This is a genomic window from Cupriavidus sp. GA3-3 (assembly GCF_000389805.1).
GTDB classification, from domain to species: domain Bacteria; phylum Pseudomonadota; class Gammaproteobacteria; order Burkholderiales; family Burkholderiaceae; genus Cupriavidus; species Cupriavidus necator_D.
Genome location: NZ_KB944498.1, coordinates 1 through 19426, shown reverse-complemented (window position 1 = coordinate 19426; position 19426 = coordinate 1). Strand labels below are relative to the sequence as shown.

Sequence of the window (19426 nt, the reverse complement as noted above, 5' to 3'; positions counted from 1 at the left end):
AGCTTCGGAAGACGCCGACTAAGGAGTGGTAGTTCAGTCGGTTAGAATACCGGCCTGTCACGCCGGGGGTCGCGGGTTCGAGTCCCGTCCACTCCGCCAAAACTGAACCCGCATGGTTTGCGCCATGCGGGTTTTTCTTTGGGTGAGGCATTATGTCGTTAATCGCCGCAAACGCAATAAAAAATGTTGCATTCGTTGCGAAATTCGCTATATAATCCTGTCTTCGCTGCAAATGCTGCGGTAAGCGGCAGACAGCGAAGGTGGTTCCAGCAGTAACCGTCCAGCAGTATCGGATACGGGGCTATAGCTCAGCTGGGAGAGCGCTTGCATGGCATGCAAGAGGTCAGCGGTTCGATCCCGCTTAGCTCCACCAGAATTTGGGATGCGTCTGAAAAGAAGCTTCCCAGGCGCGAAAAAGCCTGCTATGATGGCGGACTTTCCAGCGCAAGACAGAAAGCGCGTTGTAAAACAAGTTTCTGTCCCCTTCGTCTAGAGGCCTAGGACATCACCCTTTCACGGTGAGTACAGGGGTTCGAATCCCCTAGGGGACGCCATAACAACAGGGCGTAATCAGACGCCCAGTCGACTGAAGCGAAGCTTCGGAAGACGCCGACTAAGGAGTGGTAGTTCAGTCGGTTAGAATACCGGCCTGTCACGCCGGGGGTCGCGGGTTCGAGTCCCGTCCACTCCGCCAAATTAGAACGCCCGCGTAAGCGGGCGTTTTTCTTTTCCGGAGTGGAGGAAGCCGCCTGCGCGGCTTCCGGCGGGGCTCGAAGGGCTGCGCTTGCAAGCGCAGCCGCGGCCCGCGGCATGTGGGCGAGTCCCGTCCACTCCGCCAAATTAGAACGCCCGCGCAAGCGGGCGTTTTTCTTTTCCGGTTACTGAAGATGCGGCCGCCGCCCTTGCGAGCGGCCAGTGCCAGAGTCAGTTTTCCGGATCCTTGCTGACCCGGCTGAAATACCGCACCAGCAGCACGCCTGCAATCGCCAGGCTGATGCTGTTGGCCAGCCAGAAGCCGCTGGCGCCGCGTGTGAAGTCGGGCATGCCCTCGATCAGCCCGAAGCCCAGCACATAACCCCCGCCCAGTCCGATGCCCCACAGCGAGCCGGCATAGATCAGCGTCGGAATCAGCGCGATCTTGTACGCGCGCAGGATAAACGCCGTCATCACCTGCACCGCGTCGAAGGCCTGGTAGAACGCCACGAACAGCACCAGCGGCAGCGCTGCCGCGACCACCGCGGGATCGCTCGCGTAGGCATGCAGCACCGGCTTGCGCAGCAGCCACAGCAGGGCACCGGTCAGCACCGCCAGCGTCACCGCCATGCGGATACCTCGCCAGGCAAGGCGGCTGGCGCCGGCCAGGTCGCGCGCGCCGAGATGCTGTGCCACCAGCGTCGAGGTGGCAATCCCCAGCGACAGCGGCAGCATGTAGGCCACCGCGCCCAGGTTGGCGATGATCTGGTGCCCGGCCAGCGTGACCGTGCCCAGGCGCGTGATGAAGATCGACATCAGGGTGAACGAGGTGATCTCGATCAGGTAGGTCAGGCCCATCGGCACGCCCAGCCGCAGCAGCGCGCGCAGCGGGGCGGCAGCCGGCCAGCTCCACATACTGAAGATCCGCAGCGGGTGATAGGCGCTGCCGTAGCGCAGGATCAGCAGCCCGGCGATGCACCAGGCCCAGCTGATCAGCGTCGAGGCCAGGCCGCAGCCGGGGCCGCCCATCGCCGGCACGCCCAGGCCGCCGTGGATGAACCAGGCATTGAGCGGCACCTTCAGCGCCAGCCCGCCGATCTGCAGCACCGTCACCATGATCGGGCGCGACAGCGCATTGTTCAGCGCCGAGTAGATGCGGAATGCCAGCGCCGCCGGCAGCCCGAAGGCACCGAAATGCAGGTAGGCGGTGGCTTTCTCGACCAGTTCGGGCGGCGCCTTGGCGAAAGCGAGCAGCGGGGCCGGGAAGGCCAGCAGCAGCACGCCCGGAATCGCCAGTGCGGCGCCCAGCCATGCGGCCTGCCGGACCTCGGCGCCGATCGCCTCGATGCGGCCGGCGCCATAGAGCTGCCCGGCGATGGGCGACAGCGCCTGCAATACGCCCATCAGGCTGATATAGATGGTGACGTAGATCGAGCCGCCCAGGCCCACGGCGGCCAGGTCGGTCGCCGAGGCGCGCCCGGCCATCACGGTATCGATGACGCCAAAGGCGATAACGGCAAGCTGGCCGGCCAGCACCGGGCCGGCCAGGCTGGCGATACGGCGAAGGTCTTGGAACAGGGTCATTCAGGGCTCGGCAGGCTTGGTCAGGGCTGGATGGTCAGCCCCGCAGCCGCCTGCGGCCGGAATGGTTCGATGGCGCGACAGGCGCTGCGGTGGTGGTGACGCCGGAAAGGGCTCAGGGCTGGCGCGGCAGGCGGCGCCGCGGCAGGTCGGGGCGCGGATGGACGGCGCGCGCGGTATCGACCAGCCGGTACATGCGGAAGCGCTCGTCGCGGTCCGCGGGGCGGCGGCCTTCCCAGATCAGCCGCCACTCGAAATGCGAGATATTGCCCGGCTCGCCATAGTCGACCGCGTCATGGCGCAGCAGCACGTCGCAGCCGTCGTTGGGGCCGCCAAAGCGGATATGGCCGAAATAGGCGAACGACGCCAGCTGCGCATCGCCCATGCGGATCGGCTGGACGCACTGGTAGGCAGGCGGCAGCGCCATCGCCGCGGCCTGGGCCACGTCGCGGTAGGTCTTGCCGTAGTTGATCGAGGGCAGCCACAGCGTCATTGCCATGACCCACATCAGGGTGGTGCCGGCGGCGGAAATCACCACCGGGCGCCAGATCTGCTTGGGCGCGCGCGACAGCCGCCAGCGCACGATCAGCACCCACGCGACCGTGGCCGCCAGCGCGAACACCACCGCGGCAATGGTGAACTCATGCTGGTAGCCGGGCAGCTGGCGGAAGACGTTGCGTGCGATGCGCGGCGGCCAGCCGGTGGTCTTGGCGATCCACATGAACCAGACCGTGCCACCGAAGATGGTGAAGAACAGCAGCGCGAACCAGTCGATCGCGTTGATCACGCCGCGCGCCAGCGTGGGCAGCGCGAATGCGGCCAGCACGGCCATCGGCGGCAGCAGCAGGATGAACTGCACGTCGCCGGCACTGCGCTGCAGGAACAGCAGCACCAGCACCGGCAGCAGCAGCGCCAGCGGCGCCGCCACATGGGGGGCGCGGCGCATGCCGGTCCACGCGATCCAGGCCCAGCCCGCGATCGGCCAGACCGGCCACGTGTACAGGAACAGGTTGCGCACGTTGAAGCCGAAGGTCGCCGCATTGGGCGAGCCGTAGCTGCGGCGGTCATAGCGCGACCATTCGCGGATGAAGGTCACCGCCTCGTTGCGGTCGGCCGCGCCGAAGTAGGCGGCCGCCAGCCACGCCGACACCATCAGCAGCGCCAGCGGAATGCCGATGGCGGCCAGGCGCCGCCACGGCAGCGGCTTGCACACCAGTGCGCAGACCGCGCTGCCACCCAGCAGCGCCAGCGGCAGCAGGGGCCCGCTGGCCAGCGCCAGCCCGCCCAGCGCGGCACCATAGACCAGGCTGCCCTGGATGGGCTTGTCGAGGCTGCGCACCATGCCGTACAGGGCCAGTGCGATAAAGGCGACCTGGCCGACCTGCGGCGTGGTCTCGTGCCCGCGCATGGCCAGGCCCACGCAGGCCAGGAAGATCAGCAGCGCGCCGTCGGCCAGCGTGCGGCCGTAATCGCGCGCGTTGGGCTGGCCGCCGAAGGCATAGGCAAATGGCTGGACCTCGTCGCGCCGGCCCAGCAGGTAGGTGGTGTACCAGATGCAGGCGCAGGTCGCGAAGAAGAACAGCGCCGTGGCCAGCCGCGCGGCGTCGGCCGCGCCCAGCCAGCTGCCGAAGCCGCGGATCATCAGCGCGCCGATCCAGAACACCAGCGGGCCGTCCTCGCTGTACGGGCGGCCGACGATATTCGGCATCAGCCAGTCGTGCAGGTTGCCGGTGGCCAGCTGCCACATCACGCCAAAGCCGGCGGCGTCCTCGTTCTTCCACGGGTCGCGGCCGAACAGGCCGACCAGGCCATAGATGATGCAGATCGCCAGCAGCAGCGCGCGCGGCAGGGCGCCGGTCGCGGCAGCGGTCAACTGGACGGGGGAGGTATTGGCTTGACGCATCGATGCTCAGGTCGGGCCGTGGCGCAATGGCGCGAAGGCCACAGTATCGCGCATGCGGCGGCCGCGCGGGCCGTGGCATGGCGTGGAAGCCTCACGGGGTGTGGGGTAAATCCAATGAATGCGGCGGTACCGGTCGTGGTCCGGCACAAAAGCAAAGAGGCAGCCGATGCTGCCTCTTTGCTGTTTCGCACAGGCCCCGGAGCATCTGTCCGCAGGCCTTGCGAAGCGGGGTTCGCTGAAAGCGATTTACTTCGCAGCCTTGCCCAGCTTGTTGCCGAACTTCTGGCGGAACTTTTCCACGCGGCCGGCCGTGTCCATGATCTTCTGGGTGCCGGTGTAGAACGGGTGCGATTCCGACGAGACTTCGATCTTGGCCAGCGGGTATTCCTTGCCGTCCTTCACGATCTTGTCCTTGGTCTGGATGGTCGAGCGGGTGATGAAGCTGAAGTCGCTGGACATGTCCTGGAACACGACTTCGCGGTAATTCGGGTGAATGCCTTCTTTCATGATGAGTCCTTTCTGGTTGGGTAGCCAGTCCGTTGCAATCCGCTGTTCTCCGCCGAGGGCGAGAGCGTGCATGGCGCGGCGACGAACGAACCACTTGCCGGTAACGGGCAAACCGGGATTATGGCAGAAAAACAAATACTTGGGGAAGAGGCTGCGCCACGCGCGGCACAGAAAGTGTTGCGCATGAATATGGCAACAGCATCACATGGAGGCCGGGTCCTGGCGATAGAAGGCGGCCAGCGACTGGTATACAACCGGCCAGTGCCGCGCCAGCCCGGTCGGCTCGACAAAAAATGCCTCTGACGTCACGGCAAAGAACTCGCTCGGCGCCTCGGTCCCATATGGGTCGATGATGCGCAGCGCCGGCGGCAGCCGCTCCGGGTGCTCCCAGTCGGCCTCGTCGCGTGCCTCCCAGGACTCGGCAAAGCGGTCGTACTCGGTCAGGAAGGTCTCGGCCCAGGCTTCCGCGTCGATGTCCGGGTGCAGCACGCGCGAGAAGGGCGGCACGCCGTCGGGCTCGCCGTCGAGCATGTCCAGCTTGTGGGCGAACTCGTGGATGACCACGTTGTAGGTATCGGCCGGCAGTTCGTGGTCGCTGTCGATGCCGGCCCCGGGGGTGTGCACGTCGGGCCAGGACAGGATCACCGGCCCGTGCTCCCAGGCCTCGCCGCTGGCTTCCTCGACCACGCCGTGCACCAGGCCGATCTCGTCCTGCACGGTCCGGCGGATGATGAACTCGCCCGGGTAGAGCACGATGCCGTGCCAGCCCCGGTACCAAGGCAGCCCCAGCTTCAGGATCGGCACGCAGGCCTGCACGGCAACGCTGGCCACCATGTCGTCGGCCAGCGGCAGGTCGTGCGCGGTGGAGTATTCCTTGTCGGCGATGAACAGCGTGGCCAGTTCGCGCAGTGCCGCCAGGTCTTCGCTGCCGTAGCGCTGCACGAACGGCAGCGTGGCGACCGTGCGTGCCCACAGCGCATCGGGGATGGCGTAGTGCTCCAGCTTGCGGGCCCGCGAGCGGGTGCGCAGGAATGAGGTCAGTTTGCCGAGCATGGGCGTAGCGCGGTGCGCTGTGAAATGGTCCGGCAACAAAAAAGGTCGGGCAACAAAAAAGGCGTGCCGTGGCACGCCTTCCTGTCCGCCTTGCGGCGATGCTGCGTTGACGCTGCAGCGAGGGCTCAGCCGCCTCTGCGCATCATATCGAAAAACTCGGCGTTGTTCTTCGTGGCCTTCATCTTGTCCATGATGAATTCCATCGCCTGCACTTCATCCATGTCGGAGATGAACTTGCGCAGGATCCAGATCTTCTGCAGGATTTCCGGCTTGATCAGCAGCTCTTCGCGGCGCGTGCCCGACTTGTTCAGGTTGATCGACGGGTAGACGCGCTTCTCGGCCAGGCGGCGTTCCAGGTGCACTTCCATATTGCCGGTGCCCTTGAACTCTTCATAGATCACGTCGTCCATGCGGCTGCCGGTTTCGATCAGCGCGGTGGCGATGATGGTCAGCGAACCGCCTTCTTCCAGGTTGCGCGCGGCACCGAAGAAGCGCTTCGGGCGCTGCAGCGCGTTGGCGTCCACACCACCGGTCAGCACTTTGCCCGAGGCCGGCACCACGGTGTTGTAGGCACGCGCCAGACGGGTGATCGAGTCCAGCAGGATCACGACGTCGCGCTTCAGTTCGACCAGGCGCTTGGCCTTCTCGATCACCATTTCGGCAACCTGAACGTGGCGGATGGCCGGTTCGTCGAAGGTCGACGCAACCACTTCGCCGCGCACCGAACGCATCATCTCGGTCACTTCTTCCGGGCGCTCGTCGATCAGCAGCACGAACAGGTCCGCTTCCGGATGGTTGTTGGCAATCGCGTGGGCGATGTGCTGCAGCATCACGGTCTTGCCGGACTTGGGCGACGCCACCAGCAGCGCACGCTGGCCGCGGCCGATCGGCGCGATCATGTCGATGATGCGGCCGGTGATGTTCTCTTCAGCCTTGATATCGCGTTCGAGCGTGAGCGGCCGGTTCGGGTGCAGCGGCGTCAGGTTCTCGAACATGATGCGGTTCTTGACCGCTTCGGGCGGCTGCCCGTTGACCTTGTCCACCTTGACCAGTGCAAAGTAGCGTTCGCCGTCCTTGGGCGTACGCACTTCACCCTCGATCGAATCGCCGGTGTGCAGGTTGAAGCGGCGGATCTGGGACGGACTGATGTAGATGTCATCCGTGCTGGCCAGATACGAGGTTTCGGGCGAGCGCAGGAAGCCGAAGCCGTCGGGCAGCACCTCCAGCGTGCCGTCTCCAAAGATGGTTTCGCCCATCTTGGCGCGCTTCTTCAGGATCGCAAACATCAGTTCCTGTTTGCGCATCCGTTGTGCGTTGTCGATCTCGAGCGTAGCCGCCATTTCGAGAAGCGCAGACACGTGAAGCGATTTGAGTTCTGTCAGGTGCATAGACGAGGGGTACAGATGGGCCCGGACGGGCGAGACCTAAAGGGAAGGGGGGAAATGAGCGAACGCTCGGGGAGTTGTTGGTGGCATCTTAGCACAATCCGACCGGGCCGCCAGGATGTGGCGCACGCACGTCGGATCGTGACAAAACCGGGACCGTGGGTCAGGTCCCGGCGCGCAGCTTACAGGTTGCCGTCGAGGAAGGCGGTCAGTTGCGACTTGGACAGCGCGCCGACCTTCTGGGCCGCGACCGCGCCGTTCTTGAACAGGATCAGCGTCGGGATGCCGCGGATGCCGAACTTGGCCGGCACCTGCTGGTTTTCATCGACATTGATCTTGGCGATCTGCAGCTTGTCGCCATAGTCCTTGGCGACTTCGTCCAGGATCGGCGCGATCATCTTGCAGGGGCCGCACCATTCCGCCCAGAAGTCGAGCAGGACGGGTTTGTCGGACTGGAGGACGTCAGCATCGAAGGAGGCGTCGCTCACATACTTGATTTGTTCGCTCATGGCGGAAAACCTCTGGTTTCGCTCTGTTTATGTTGAAGGCTGGAGACTTCGGAGGGCCGAACCGTTACCTTACACGAGATTGCGCGGACCCGTCGGGCTGCCTCCGCAGCCCGCAAACAGGCTGTGGGGGCCGCTGCCGCGCCCGGTGCTGCCGATATGTTACCAGTTTGCCGATTTTCAAGACCGGCCTGGCAAACACTCGAAAGCGCGCCGGCACGGAAATGATTCTGCTGCAATCGGAGGATTCATTGAAATGCTTATTTTCTATGGCGCCGAGAGATTCGGGTAATCGCTTGCGGCGTGCGGGAGGGTGTGTCATAGAATGCACTTGTGCGCGCCGCGCGGTGCCGATTGAGTGTGGCGTGCGCGTAGAATAGAAAGCGGTCCGCAGGCGGCGCCAGCGGACCAATCTTGCATCCTGCGCCACTGACTAGGTCATCGACATGAACACCGATCCCCGCAAGCCTTCGCAGCCCGAGCCCGAGCCCGGCCAGGCGCCGGACGTGGACCACCTGAGCGATGCGCTGGACCATATCAGCAGCGCCGTGGAGACCAACAGCATCGCCAGCGGTGCCGCACGCGGCCTGGTCTACAGCATCATCGAGACCCTCGGTACCCTGGTGGGCGACCCGGACCTGCCCGAGCATGCGCGCTCCGGCTATGAGGGCCTGCTCGAGACCGCGCGCGAAATCCGCGCCCGGCTGGAAGGCGGTTCGGACTGAGCCGGTTCCGCCTGCCCTGCATCACACTTGCCGCCAGCCGCCCAGGCCGGCGGCGCCCGTATTGTTTCCGTTGCATCCTGACGCTTTCGCCGACCGACGCAGTTCGCGCAGCCATTCCGGGCTGCGCCCCACGCGCCCATGACGTCGCTACGTTTCCGCCCTGGCCCTGATTTCCTCGACCAGGCGGCCACGGCTGCCTGGTATTTCCTCGACCGCTGCGGCGCGCCGGAGGCGGGCGCGCACGTGGTCGTGCCCACCGCGGCGCAGATCCCGGGCGTGCGCCAGGCACTGGACGCCGCCGCGCGCGCGTCGGGCAGCCCGCGGCTGCTGCCGCGCGTGCTGACGCTGGGCCACTGGCTGCTCGACCTGCCGCCCGAGGGCGCCCCGGTGCGCAGCCCGGCCGCACGCCTGCTGGCCGTGCAGCAGGCGGTGCGCGGGCAGGATTGGCTGCGCCGCGCCTTCGGCGCCCAGAACGAGACCGCCGCATGGGGCCTGTCGCAGACGCTGCTGTCGATCTGCGACGAGCTTAACGCGCGCTGGCTCGAAGACGCCGCCATCCGCGACGATGACGAGATCGACGGCGACGATCGCGCCGGCCTGCTGCAGGGCGCGCTGGAACGGACCTATTCGCATCTGTCCGAGCGCTTCCTCGGCGAAGAGGCGCGCATCGTGCTGGCATTCTGGCAGGCGCTGTCCGGCCCGGACGATCCGCTGCCGGCGCGGCGCCGCGCCTTGCGCGAGCTGTCGCAGCAGCTGCGCGGCCCGGTGATCTGGATTGCCCCGACCCCGCCCACGCCGCTTGAAGCCGCGTTCCTGCGCGATGCCGCCGAGTTGGTGCCGGTGCTGCAGGTCGGCTATGACTGGACCGGGCAGGGCGAGAGCGATGCCGACTGGTACCAGACCCTGCTGGCGCTATGGCCGGAAGCAAGGATCGTCGATGATGCCGAAGCCGTCGCCCCCGCGCCGGCCATGCCTGCGCTGCCGCCGCAGCGTCCGTCGATCCGCGTGGTCGGCAGCGCGCGCTTCGAGGATGAAGCCGCCGCGGCAGCCGCGCAGCTGGTGCAGTGGCTCAATGAAGGCCGCCGCCAGGTGGCGCTGGTCGCGCACGACCGCGTGGTGGCGCGGCGCGCCCGTGCCCTGCTGGCGCGCGCCGGCGCACCGGTGCGCGACGAGACCGGCTGGAAGCTTTCCACCACGCGCGCGGCCGCCGCGCTGATGCGCTGGTTCGACCTGTTGGTGCGCGACGGCGACACCGCTGCGCTGCTGGACCTGCTCAAGAGCCCGTTCTGCCTGCCGGAGGTTGCCGGGCGCGGCGCGGCCATCGCGCTGCTGGAGCGCCAGGTGCGGCGCGAGGGCATCACCGGCGGCTGGGCGCGCCTGCGCCAGCTGTTCGGCCACGCACCGACCGCGGCGCAACAAGCTGCCACGGAAGACGAGGATGCCGCCGAAGCGCCGCGCCACGCCGCGCACGCGCTCATCGCCGTGCTCGCCGACGAAGCGGCGCGCTGGCCGCGCGGCCTCGCGCAGCATCCGCTGGCAACCTGGCTGGAACGGCTCGACGGCATGCTCGACGGCCTCGGCATGCGCGCAGCGCTGGCCGCGGACGATGCCGGCAGCCAGCTGCTCGATGCGCTGGCGCGGCTGCAGGAGTTGCCGCTGGACGAGACCGGCGGCCATGCCACGCTGTCGCAGGGCGAGTTCCGCGCGATGCTGTCGGCGCTGCTGGAATCGGTCGCCTACAAGGAGCCCTCGGCCAGCGGCCCGGCGCGCATCACCATCCTGCCGCTGAACGGCGCGCGCATGCGCCGCTTCGAGGGCGTGGTGATCGTCGGCTGCGATGACGCGCAACTGCCGTCCAGCGCCGCCGAGCTGATGTTCTTCTCCAACCAGATGCGGCGCGAGCTGGACCTGGAAGACCGCGAGGCCCGCTTTGCGCAACAGGCGCGCGACCTGGCCGAGGTGCTGCTGAACAACGACGACGTGGTGCTGACCTGGCAACGCTACGGCAGCCGCGGCGAGCCGCATCATGTGTCGGGCTGGATCGAGCGCCTGGCGGCGTGCTGCGCGCGCGCGGGCGTCAGCATCGAAGCTTCCGCCGCAGCACAGGCGCACGAGACCTTTGCCGATCCGCAGGGCATGCCGGCGCCGGCGGCGGAGCCCGCGCTGGTGCCGGTGCGCTGGAGCGCGCAGGCCTACAACATGCTGCGCCGCTGCCCCTACCAGTTCTTCGCCGGCCGCATGCTGGGCCTGGCCGGGTTGGAGACAGTCAGCGACGAGCTGGAGAAACGCGAGATCGGCGAACACCTGCACCACGTGCTGCTGCGCTACCACAAGGACCTGCAGGCGCGCCGCGAGCGTGGCGAGACGCTGGCGGAAGACCGGCGCCTGGCCCGCCTGGCCGAGATTTCCGAAGCCGTGTTCGGCGCGCTGATGGCCGAGGACGGCAATGCCATTGCCTACTACCGGCGCTGGCGCGAGGTGATGCCGTCGTATGTCGCCTGGCAATCCGCGCGCGAGGCCGAGGGCTGGTTCTGGCGCGGCGGCGAGCTCGACGCCGGCATCGACCTGCCGATGCCCGACGGCCAGCCGCTGCGCCTGACCGGGCGCATCGACCGGCTTGACCAGGGCCCGGGCGGGGCGCATGCCGTGCTCGACTACAAGACGCAGAGCGCCACCCGCCTCAAGCGCAAGCTGGCCGAGGTCGAGGAAGACTGCCAGCTGCCGTTCTACGGCCTGCTGCGCGCCGATGCGGCAGCGGGCAGCTGGGTATCGCTCGAAGGCGCGCGCGAGGGCGCAGCGGCGGCGCAGCGCGAAGTCGGCCTGCCCGATTTTGAAGCCGCCGTCATCTGGCTGGAACGGCAGATGCGCGACGACGTCATGCGCCTGCGCCAGGGTGCCAGGCTGCCGGCCTTCGGCGATGCCTCCGCCTGCCTGTATTGCACCGCCCGCGGCCTGTGCCGCAAGGGCTTCTGGGAATCCACCGCCGTGCCGGCGCTGACATCATGACGCCCCACGATCCGCACCACGTCCAGCCTTACCAGCGCGACGGCGAGCCCGTTTCCGAGGCCGAGTTCACGCGCGCCGCCTGCGATCCCGCGCGCTCGGTGGTGGTAGAGGCCTGTGCCGGCAGCGGCAAGACCTGGCTGCTGGTGGCGCGGCTGGTGCGCCTGCTGCTGGCCGGCGCCGCGCCGCACGAGATCCTGGCCATCACCTTCACGCGCAAGGCCGCCGAAGAAATGCGCGACCGCCTGCTGGAGGTGCTGGCACAGATGTCGCGCGACAGCGATGAAGACGTGGTCGCAGCGCTGGTGCAGCGCGGCCTGACGCATGACGCCGCGCGCGAGGCGCTGCCGCGTGCGCGGCGCCTGCATGCGCAGGTGCTGGCCGCGCCCGGGCGCATGGCCATCGATACCTTCCACGGCTGGTTCGGCACGCTGCTGCGTGGCGCGCCGCTGGCCTCGGGCATCGTGCCGGGCGCGGCGCTGCGCGAAGATGCGCTGCGCATGAAACGCGAAGCCTGGGCCCCGGTCTGGCGCGCGCTGGCCACGGAGCAATACACCGACTTGCGCGCCGCGTGGGAAACGCTGGTCGATGCCGTGGGCGACTTCCAGGCACGCGCGCTGCTGGACGCGATGTTCCATGCCCGCAGCGAATGGTGGGCGATGCAGGAGGGCGGCGACCCGCTGCAGGCGCTGTCCGACTGCCTGGGCGAAGACGCCCGGGGCGACGTGCTGCTGCAGGCGCTGTCCGACGAAGGCTGGCGCGATGCCTGCGAGTCGCTGGCGCTGCGCCTGGGCGCGGCCGGCAAGACCGAGCAGACCCACGCCGCCCGCATCACCGATGCGCTGATGGCGATCACCGCGTGGCGCGAAGCGGGCGCGGCGCCCGGCAAGCCCGCCGAACGGGCGTTCGCGCAGTTGCGCGCCGCGTTCTTCACCACCACCGGCGGCCCGCGTTCGCTGCGGCGCACCGCGGCGCTGGTCAAGGCCGCCGGCGGCGAAGGCATGGTCGATGCGTTGCTGGACGAGCATGCCTCGATCTGCGCCATGCTTGACGACATCAGCGCGCGTTGTTGCGAAGCCGCGGTGCTGGCGATCAACCGCGCGCTGTTCTGCATCGGCGATGCCTTGCTGACGCGCTACCAGCGGCACAAGGACGAGCGGCGCGCGATGGACTTCGCCGACCTGGAATGGCAGGCCGCGCGCCTGATGTCGGACGAAGAGACCGCCACGTACCTGCAGGTGCGGCTGGACGCGCGTTACCGCCATCTGCTGCTCGACGAGTTCCAGGACACCAACCCGCTGCAGTGGCGCATCCTGCAGGGCTGGCTGGCCGGCTATGCGGGCCTGGGCGAGCGGCCGACGGTGTTCCTGGTGGGCGATCCCAAGCAGTCGATCTACCGCTTCCGGCGCGCCGATGCACGGCTGTTCGGCGCGGCCGGCGAGATGCTGCGCGATACGTTCGGCGCCACCGTGCTGCGCACCAACCGCACCCGGCGCAACCGTGCCGAAGTGCTGGACTGGGTCAACGCCGTGTTCGACACCGCACGCGCCGAGGGCCGCTATCCGCTGTACGCGACCCAGACCACGGCACTGGCCGGAGGCAACGGGCCGGTCTGGCTGCTGCCGCTGGTGGAGCCCGAGGACAAGGCCGAAGACGCCGTTGACGATGGTGCAGAGGACAAGTCCGCCGAAGCCGCCTCCGCCCATCGCGACACGCTGCTGCAGCCACGCCGGCAGGCCGGCGATTCGCTGCGGCTGGAAGAGGGCCGGCGCGTGGCCGCGTGGCTGCGCCTGGTGCGCGACACCGTGCCGGTCCATGAGGGCGGCGAACAGCGCCCCGCGCGCTGGAGCGACATGCATCTGCTGGTGCGCCGCAAGACCCATCTGGCTGACTATGAGCGCGCGCTGCGCGAGGCCGGCATCCCGTGCCTGAGCCCGCGCCGCGGCGGCCTGCTGGCCACGCTCGAGGCGCTGGACCTGTCGGCGTTGCTGGCGTTCCTGATGACGCCGGAATCGGACCTGGATCTCGCGCACGTGCTGAAGAGCCCGCTGGTGGGAGCGACAGACGACGACCTGCTGGCGCTGGCCCGGATCGAAGGCGAGGGCGGCTGGTGGGCACGCATCGAGTCAGGCGGCCTGCCCGAACACGTATCCGATGCGCTGCGCGAAGGCGTGCAGCGCTTGCGCCAGTGGTTGCGCGTCGCGCCGCACCGGCCGGTGCATGACCTGATTGACCAGATCTTCCACGGCGGCGAAGTGCGGCGCCGTTATGCCGAGGCCGCGCCGCCGGATATCCGCGAACAGGTGCTGGCCAACCTCGACGCCTTCCTGAAGCTGTCGCTTGACCTCGACGGCGGGCGCTATCCGAGCCTGCCGAAATTTATCGACGAGCTGCAGGAAATCCGCCGCGGCGACGAGGGCGAAAGCCCCGATGAAGGCGGCATGGGCGAGAGCGCCGAAGACGTGGAGCCGGCCGAGGACGATCCGGCGTTTGCCGGCCTCGACGCGGTCCATATCCTGACCGTGCATGCGGCCAAGGGCCTGGAGGCGCCGTTCGTGGTGCTGCTCGATGCCAACCACAGTGAGCCGGCCGCGGACCGGGGCGGCATCCTGGTCGACTGGCCGCCGTCGTCGCCGGTGCCTCGGCATTTCTCGGCCTACGGCAAGCGCAGCGAGCGCGGGCTGGCGCGGGCGCCGTTGTTCGAGGCGGAGGCGGCGCTGGGCGAGCGCGAGAACTGGAACCTGCTGTACGTGGCCATGACGCGCGCGCAGCAGGGCCTGCTGGTCAGCGGGGTCAAGGGCCGTGCCAGCCGCAGCGGTTCGGGCGAGGGCAATGCCGAGATCGCCGGCAGTTGGTATGTGCGGCTGCAGGCCGCAGGCGTCGGCGAGATGGTGCCGGCCTATCCGGGCGAGCTGGCCGATGCGCAGGACCAGGCTCCGATGCCCGCGCGCCTGAGCGAGCCGGTGCGCTTTACCGACTTCCGGCTGCGCTATCGCGATGCGGTGGATGCGCGGCAGGGGATCGGGTTTGAAGAAGAGGGCGAGGCCGAAGCCGAAGACGAGTCCGACGGCATCGTCTTCAACGCTGCGGCCGCCCGCCACGGCGAGCTGGTGCATGCCTTGCTGGAACGCCTGACGCGCTATCCCGAAGCCTTTGCCGGCGTGCCGGGGATCGACACCGTATTGCGCTGGTTCCCGCTGACGGGCGCGCACACCGGGGCGGCACGGCAGGCGTGGCGGCAACAGGTGGCGCAAGCGCTGGAGGCGGTGGCTGCGATGCTGCGCGCGCCGGCACTGGCGCCGTTGCTGGGGGCGGGGGACGCCCGCAGCGTGCGCAATGAAGTCGAACTCTATGACGCGCGCGGCAGGCTGCTGCGTATCGACCGGCTGGTGGAGTTCGACGACCGCGTGGTGATCGTCGACTACAAGCTGCGGCTCCTGCCGCAGGAGCATGAAGCCTACCGCGCGCAGCTGGGCCGCTATGCGGCCGCGCTTGCGCCGATGTTCCCGGGCAAGCGTATCGAGGCCGGCGTGGCCACCGCGGACGGCGAATGGATTCCCGCCGAGCGTCTGGCGCCGCCGATGCCGCAGCAGGGCTCGCTGTTCTGACGGCTGGCGTGGCACCCGGACAGGGTGCCAGAATCGGCGCAAAATGGGATGTGCGGCGCGCGCGCTCGTGGCCCGGCTGTACTAAAGTGACAGGGACTGCGCTGCAAACGACTCGTGCGTGCGGAGATAGCGGGAGGGGTACGGCAGCAGGGGGTGTGAGGTGGACGAGCCTGACCCTCGGCACTGGCGGAAAACGGCTGTGGCTGCTTCGTTCCCGACCTGACCAGGTTGACCGCGCCACCATGCGAGGAGGCCCGTCCGAGCGGCATTGTACCCCAGACCGCGATACCGCGGAGAAATTGCGTTGAATGCCCTTTGCAGTGGTGGGTCATTGCCCGCGGCAAATGCGTCGGCTTGATCTGGCGCAGGTAACGCGGGCCGCGGCGGCCCGACCATTCACCGACCCAGACCGTGGTGAGCCAATACATGAACGCAAACGACCAGATCATTCGCGGCGCCCTGGCGCCGCAGGAAATCTCCACCGAAGTCCTGATCGAGAAATACGCCAAGGGCGAAGAGCGCAGCATTGCCGATGTCAGGCAACGCGTGGCGCGCGCGCTGGCCCAGGCCGAACCCGAGGACCAGCGCGAGGCCTGGAGCGCGCGCTTCCTGTGGGCGCAGGAAAACGGCTTCGTGCCGGCCGGACGCATCAACTCGGCGGCGGGCACCGGCATCCAGGCCACGCTGATCAACTGTTTCGTGCAGCCGGTGGGCGATTCGGTGTCGGAGCCGCGCGAAGGCCGCCCCAGCATCTACACGGCGGTGGCGCAGGCCGCCGAAACCATGCGCCGCGGCGGCGGCGTGGGCTATGACTTCTCGGCGATCCGACCGGCCGGCGCGCTGGTGCGGGCCACGCATTCGCGCGCCTCGGGGCCGGTGTCGTTCATGAAGGTGTTCGACGCATCGTGCGCCACCGTGGAATCCGCCGGCGCGCGCCGCGGCGCGCAGATGGGCGTGCTGCGCTGCGACCATCCGGATATCGAGAGCTTTATCCACGCCAAGGACAAGGGCGACCTCAGCAACTTCAATATCTCCATCGGCGTCACTGATGCCTTCATGCAGGCCGTGCAGGCCGACGGCGAGGTCGAACTGGTGCATGAGGCCGAGCCGGGTGCCGACATGATCGCCGCGGGCGCCTATCGCCGCGACGACGGCCAGTGGGTGTACCGGCGCGTGCCGGCGCGCAACCTGTGGGACCAGGTCATGCAGGCCACCTACGACCATGCCGAGCCGGGCATCCTGTTCCTGTCGCAGATCAACGCCGACAACAACCTTTATTACTGCGAGCGCATCGAGGCCACCAACCCGTGCGCCGAGCAGCCGCTGCCGTCCTATGGCTGCTGCTGCCTGGGCTCGATCAACCTGACGCGCTTCGTGCGCCAGCCGTTCTCGCCGCAGGCCGAATTCGATTTCGATGCCTTTGCCGAAGTGGTGCGCGTGGCCACGCGCATGCTCGACAACGTGCTCGACGTGACCTTCTGGCCGTTGCCCGAACAACAGGCCGAGGCCCACGCCAAGCGCCGCGTCGGGCTGGGCTTCCTGGGGCTGGGCAGCGCGCTGGTGATGCTGGGCCTGCGCTATGACACCGAGCCGGCGCGGCAGCTGGCGGCGCGGATCTCGGAACGCATGCGCGACGATGCCTACCTGGCGTCGACCGAACTGGCGGTGGAGAAGGGCGCCTTCCCCTTGTTCGATGCCAATGCCTACCTGCAGAGCGGGTTTGCCGGCCGGCTGCCGGAACGCTTGCGCGATGCCATTGCGCGCAACGGGCTGCGCAATTCGCACCTGCTGTCGATCGCACCCACCGGCACCATCACGCTGGCCTTTGCCGACAATGCGTCCAATGGCATCGAGCCCGCCTTCTCGTGGACCTATAACCGCAAGAAGCGGATGCCGGACAACAGCTACCGCAGCTTCGAGGTGGCGGATCATGCCTGGCGGCTTTACCGTCACATGGGGGCCGACATGGCCCAGTTGCCGGATGCCTTCGTCACCGCGCTGCAGATGTCGGCGCTGGACCATATGCGGATGCTGGAAGCGGTGCAGCCGTATATCGACACCAGCATCAGCAAGACCGTCAACGTGCCGGAGGATTATCCGTACGAAGCCTTCCGCAACCTGTACCTGGAGGCGTGGAAGGCCGGCCTGAAGGGGCTGGCGACCTATCGCCCCAATTCGGTGCTGGGGGCCGTGCTGTCAGTAGAGGCGCCGGCGGTGGCGCCCGCTGCCGTGGCCGACGATAATCCGTTGGTGCGCCCCTTCGGCAGCCGGCCGGTGGGCGACCTGGAGGGGGTGACGTCCAAGGTCGAATACCTGACCTACGAAGGCCACAAGACCGTCTACCTGACCGTCAACTTCATGCGCGTCGCCGGCGTGGCCGACGGCAAGCCGGTGGAGATCGAGCGCCCGGTGGAGTTCTTCATGCCGGCGGGGCAGCGCAGCGAGGGCCAGCAGTGGATCACCTCGACCATGCGGCTGTTGTCGATGGTGGCGCGCTCTGGCGGCTCGGTGGCCAAGGCATTGGCGGATATGCGCAACGTGGTGTGGGACAAGGGCACGGTGCGCTACGGTACGCTGCTGCGCCAGGACGGTACCGAGGTGCCGCGCTTCCATGACTCCGAAGTGGCCGCGCTCAGCTACGCGCTGCAGCGCATCCTGATCAAGCGCGGCTTCCTGGATGCCGAGGGCGGCCAGGTGCCGGTAGCCGCGCTGGCGGCCAGGCTGGCCCAGCGCGAAGGCGGGGGGCAGGCGCCGGATGCCGGGGCGGATCTCGCCAGCCCGGTCCGAGCCCCCGGCACCCCCGGTGTCGGCACCGGCAAGCCGTGTCCGGAGTGTGGCGCGCACGCCCTGCACAAGGTCGACGGATGCGCCAAATGCGCTAATTGCGGCTACGTGGGCGAGTGCGGCTGAGCCACGCCGCGGGCTGGTTGCGGCCACCGGAGCCAGCCCGCGCGGCGCGTGGCGAATAAAGACCGCGAGGTCGGGGCGGCGGCGGCCGGAGGGGGGCTGCATTTTGCTACAATCGCCGCCATGAGTTATCAAGTTCTAGCGCGCAAATGGCGCCCCAGGGATTTCACCACGCTGGTCGGCCAGGAGCACGTGGTCCGCGCGCTCACGCACGCGCTGGAACAGCAGCGGCTGCACCATGCCTACCTGTTCACCGGCACGCGCGGGGTCGGCAAGACCACGCTGTCGCGGATCCTGGCCAAGGCCCTGAACTGCACCGGCCCTGACGGCAACGGCGGCATCACCGCCCAGCCGTGCGGACAGTGCAAGGCCTGCCAGGAGATCGACAGCGGCCGCTTCGTCGACTACATCGAGATGGACGCCGCCTCCAACCGCGGCGTCGACGAGATGGCGCAGCTGCTGGACAAGGCGGTCTACGCCCCGACCTCCGGGCGCTTCAAGGTCTACATGATCGACGAAGTGCATATGCTCACCAACCACGCCTTCAACGCCATGCTGAAGACGCTGGAAGAGCCGCCCGGGCACGTCAAGTTCATTCTCGCCACCACCGATCCGCAGAAGATTCCGGTCACGGTGCTGTCGCGCTGCCTGCAGTTCAACCTCAAGCAGATGCCGCCGGGGCATATCGTCTCGCACCTGGACCATATTCTGGCGCAGGAAGGCATCGGCCACGACGGCAATGCGCTGCGCCTGCTGGCCCAGGCCGCGCACGGCTCGATGCGCGATGCGCTGTCGCTGACCGACCAGGCCATCGCCTACAGCGCGGGCCAGGTCTCGGAAGACGCGGTGCGCGGCATGCTGGGCGCGATCGACCAGGGCTACCTGGTGCAGTTGCTCGATGCGCTGGCCGCCGAGGACGGCGCCGCCATGCTGGCGATTGCCGATGCCATGGCCGACCGCAGCCTGTCGTTTGCCGGCGCGCTGCAGGACCTGGGCTCGCTGCTGCACAAGGTGGCGCTGGCGCAGGCCGTGCCGGCCTCGGTGCAGGACGAATGGCCCGAAGCCGATGAGGTGCGGCGCCTGGCCGGGGTGTTCGACGCGCAGGAAGTGCAGCTGTTCTACCAGATCGCCAACCTCGGCCGCAGCGAGCTGGCGCTCGCGCCGGACGAGTACGCCGGCTTCACCATGACGCTGCTGCGCATGCTGGCGTTCCGGCCGTCGTCTGAACCCACTACGGCGCAAGGGCAGGGCGGTGGTGCCGCGCCTGCGCGCCAGCGTGGTGCCGAAGCCGCGCAAACCGTTGATACCCGCCATGCGACGGCTGTGGCCAATGCCGCCGAACAGGCCAAGGCCGGTGCTGCGGCGGGCCCGGTCCCTGCCCCTATGCCCGCACGGGCGGTCCAGCCCGTGGCAGTGGCTGAACCCGCTGCCGCACCTGCCGCTGTCCCTGCATCCCCTGAAGCTGCGCCGGCACGGCCGGCCGCTGGCGCCGGCAACGGGGCCATGTCGCCCGCCGCCGCCGCGCTGGCGGCCGCCCGCCAGGCTTCCGCTGCCC

At 68.2% G+C, this 19426-nt stretch carries 11 protein-coding genes, 4 tRNA genes and 1 other RNA gene; 9 read left to right on the top strand and 7 right to left on the bottom strand.

The genetic code is table 11. The annotated features are described in order from the left end of the window. Positions 1-22: 22 nt before the first annotated feature. The 4 genes from C265_RS23495 (at position 23) to C265_RS23480 (ending at position 694) form a co-directional block, all read left to right on the top strand. A tRNA-Asp gene (locus C265_RS23495) sits at positions 23-99 on the top strand. Positions 100-297: 198 nt separating this feature from the next. Continuing rightward, a tRNA-Ala gene (locus tag C265_RS23490) sits at positions 298-373 on the top strand. Positions 374-478: 105 nt separating this feature from the next. Then, positions 479-554, top strand: a tRNA-Glu gene (locus C265_RS23485). A gap of 63 nt (positions 555-617) precedes the next feature. After that, positions 618-694 (top strand) — tRNA-Asp (locus C265_RS23480). 230 nt (positions 695-924) lie between these two features. Here C265_RS23480 and C265_RS23475 read toward each other — a convergent pair. The 6 genes from C265_RS23475 to trxA all read right to left on the bottom strand — a co-directional run bounded on the left by C265_RS23475 (position 925) and on the right by trxA (position 7631). Next, positions 925-2277, bottom strand: coding sequence for an MATE family efflux transporter (locus tag C265_RS23475; protein WP_010814270.1), 1353 nt, complete (start codon positions 2275-2277; stop codon positions 925-927). A 112-nt stretch (positions 2278-2389) separates the two neighbouring features. Continuing rightward, positions 2390-4177, bottom strand: a complete 1788-nt coding sequence (locus C265_RS23470) for a glycosyltransferase family 39 protein (protein WP_010814269.1) — start codon at positions 4175-4177, stop codon at positions 2390-2392. 246 nt (positions 4178-4423) lie between these two features. Then, complete coding sequence (locus tag C265_RS23465; protein WP_010814268.1) at positions 4424-4684, bottom strand: type B 50S ribosomal protein L31; 261 nt, start codon at positions 4682-4684, stop codon at positions 4424-4426. A 201-nt stretch (positions 4685-4885) separates the two neighbouring features. Continuing rightward, entirely contained in the window at positions 4886-5737 is an 852-nt protein-coding gene (locus tag C265_RS23460) for a M90 family metallopeptidase (protein ID WP_010814267.1), read from the bottom strand. A 125-nt stretch (positions 5738-5862) separates the two neighbouring features. Beyond that, positions 5863-7125 (bottom strand): transcription termination factor Rho, encoded by a 1263-nt coding sequence (gene rho, locus C265_RS23455; protein WP_010814266.1) that lies wholly within the window; start codon positions 7123-7125, stop codon positions 5863-5865. Between the two features lie 179 nt (positions 7126-7304). Next, entirely contained in the window at positions 7305-7631 is a 327-nt protein-coding gene (trxA, locus tag C265_RS23450) for a thioredoxin TrxA (protein WP_010814265.1), read from the bottom strand. Between the two features lie 443 nt (positions 7632-8074). Between trxA and C265_RS23445 the strand changes: the two genes are divergently transcribed. From C265_RS23445 to C265_RS23435, 3 genes are all read left to right on the top strand, one after another. Continuing rightward, entirely contained in the window at positions 8075-8353 is a 279-nt protein-coding gene (locus C265_RS23445; protein WP_010814264.1) for a hypothetical protein, read from the top strand. A 138-nt stretch (positions 8354-8491) separates the two neighbouring features. Next, on the top strand, positions 8492-11359 hold the full coding sequence (locus C265_RS23440) for a PD-(D/E)XK nuclease family protein (RefSeq protein ID WP_010814263.1): 2868 nt from the start codon (positions 8492-8494) through the stop codon (positions 11357-11359). Then, positions 11356-14964, top strand: a complete 3609-nt coding sequence (locus C265_RS23435) for an exodeoxyribonuclease V subunit beta (protein WP_010814262.1) — start codon at positions 11356-11358, stop codon at positions 14962-14964. Before C265_RS23440 ends, C265_RS23435 begins: the two co-directional genes overlap by 4 nt. Positions 14965-15124: 160 nt before the next feature. Here C265_RS23435 and ffs read toward each other — a convergent pair. After that, an RNA gene (gene ffs, locus C265_RS31820) (signal recognition particle sRNA small type) lies at positions 15125-15223 on the bottom strand. Between the two features lie 167 nt (positions 15224-15390). Here ffs and C265_RS23430 point away from each other — a divergent pair. Both C265_RS23430 and C265_RS23425 read left to right on the top strand, forming a co-directional pair. Continuing rightward, positions 15391-17874, top strand: coding sequence for an adenosylcobalamin-dependent ribonucleoside-diphosphate reductase (locus tag C265_RS23430; protein WP_010814261.1), 2484 nt, complete (start codon positions 15391-15393; stop codon positions 17872-17874). 120 nt (positions 17875-17994) lie between these two features. Next, positions 17995-19426, top strand: a 1432-nt coding sequence (locus tag C265_RS23425; RefSeq protein WP_037025182.1) for a DNA polymerase III subunit gamma/tau, incomplete at its 3' end; no start/stop codon positions are given.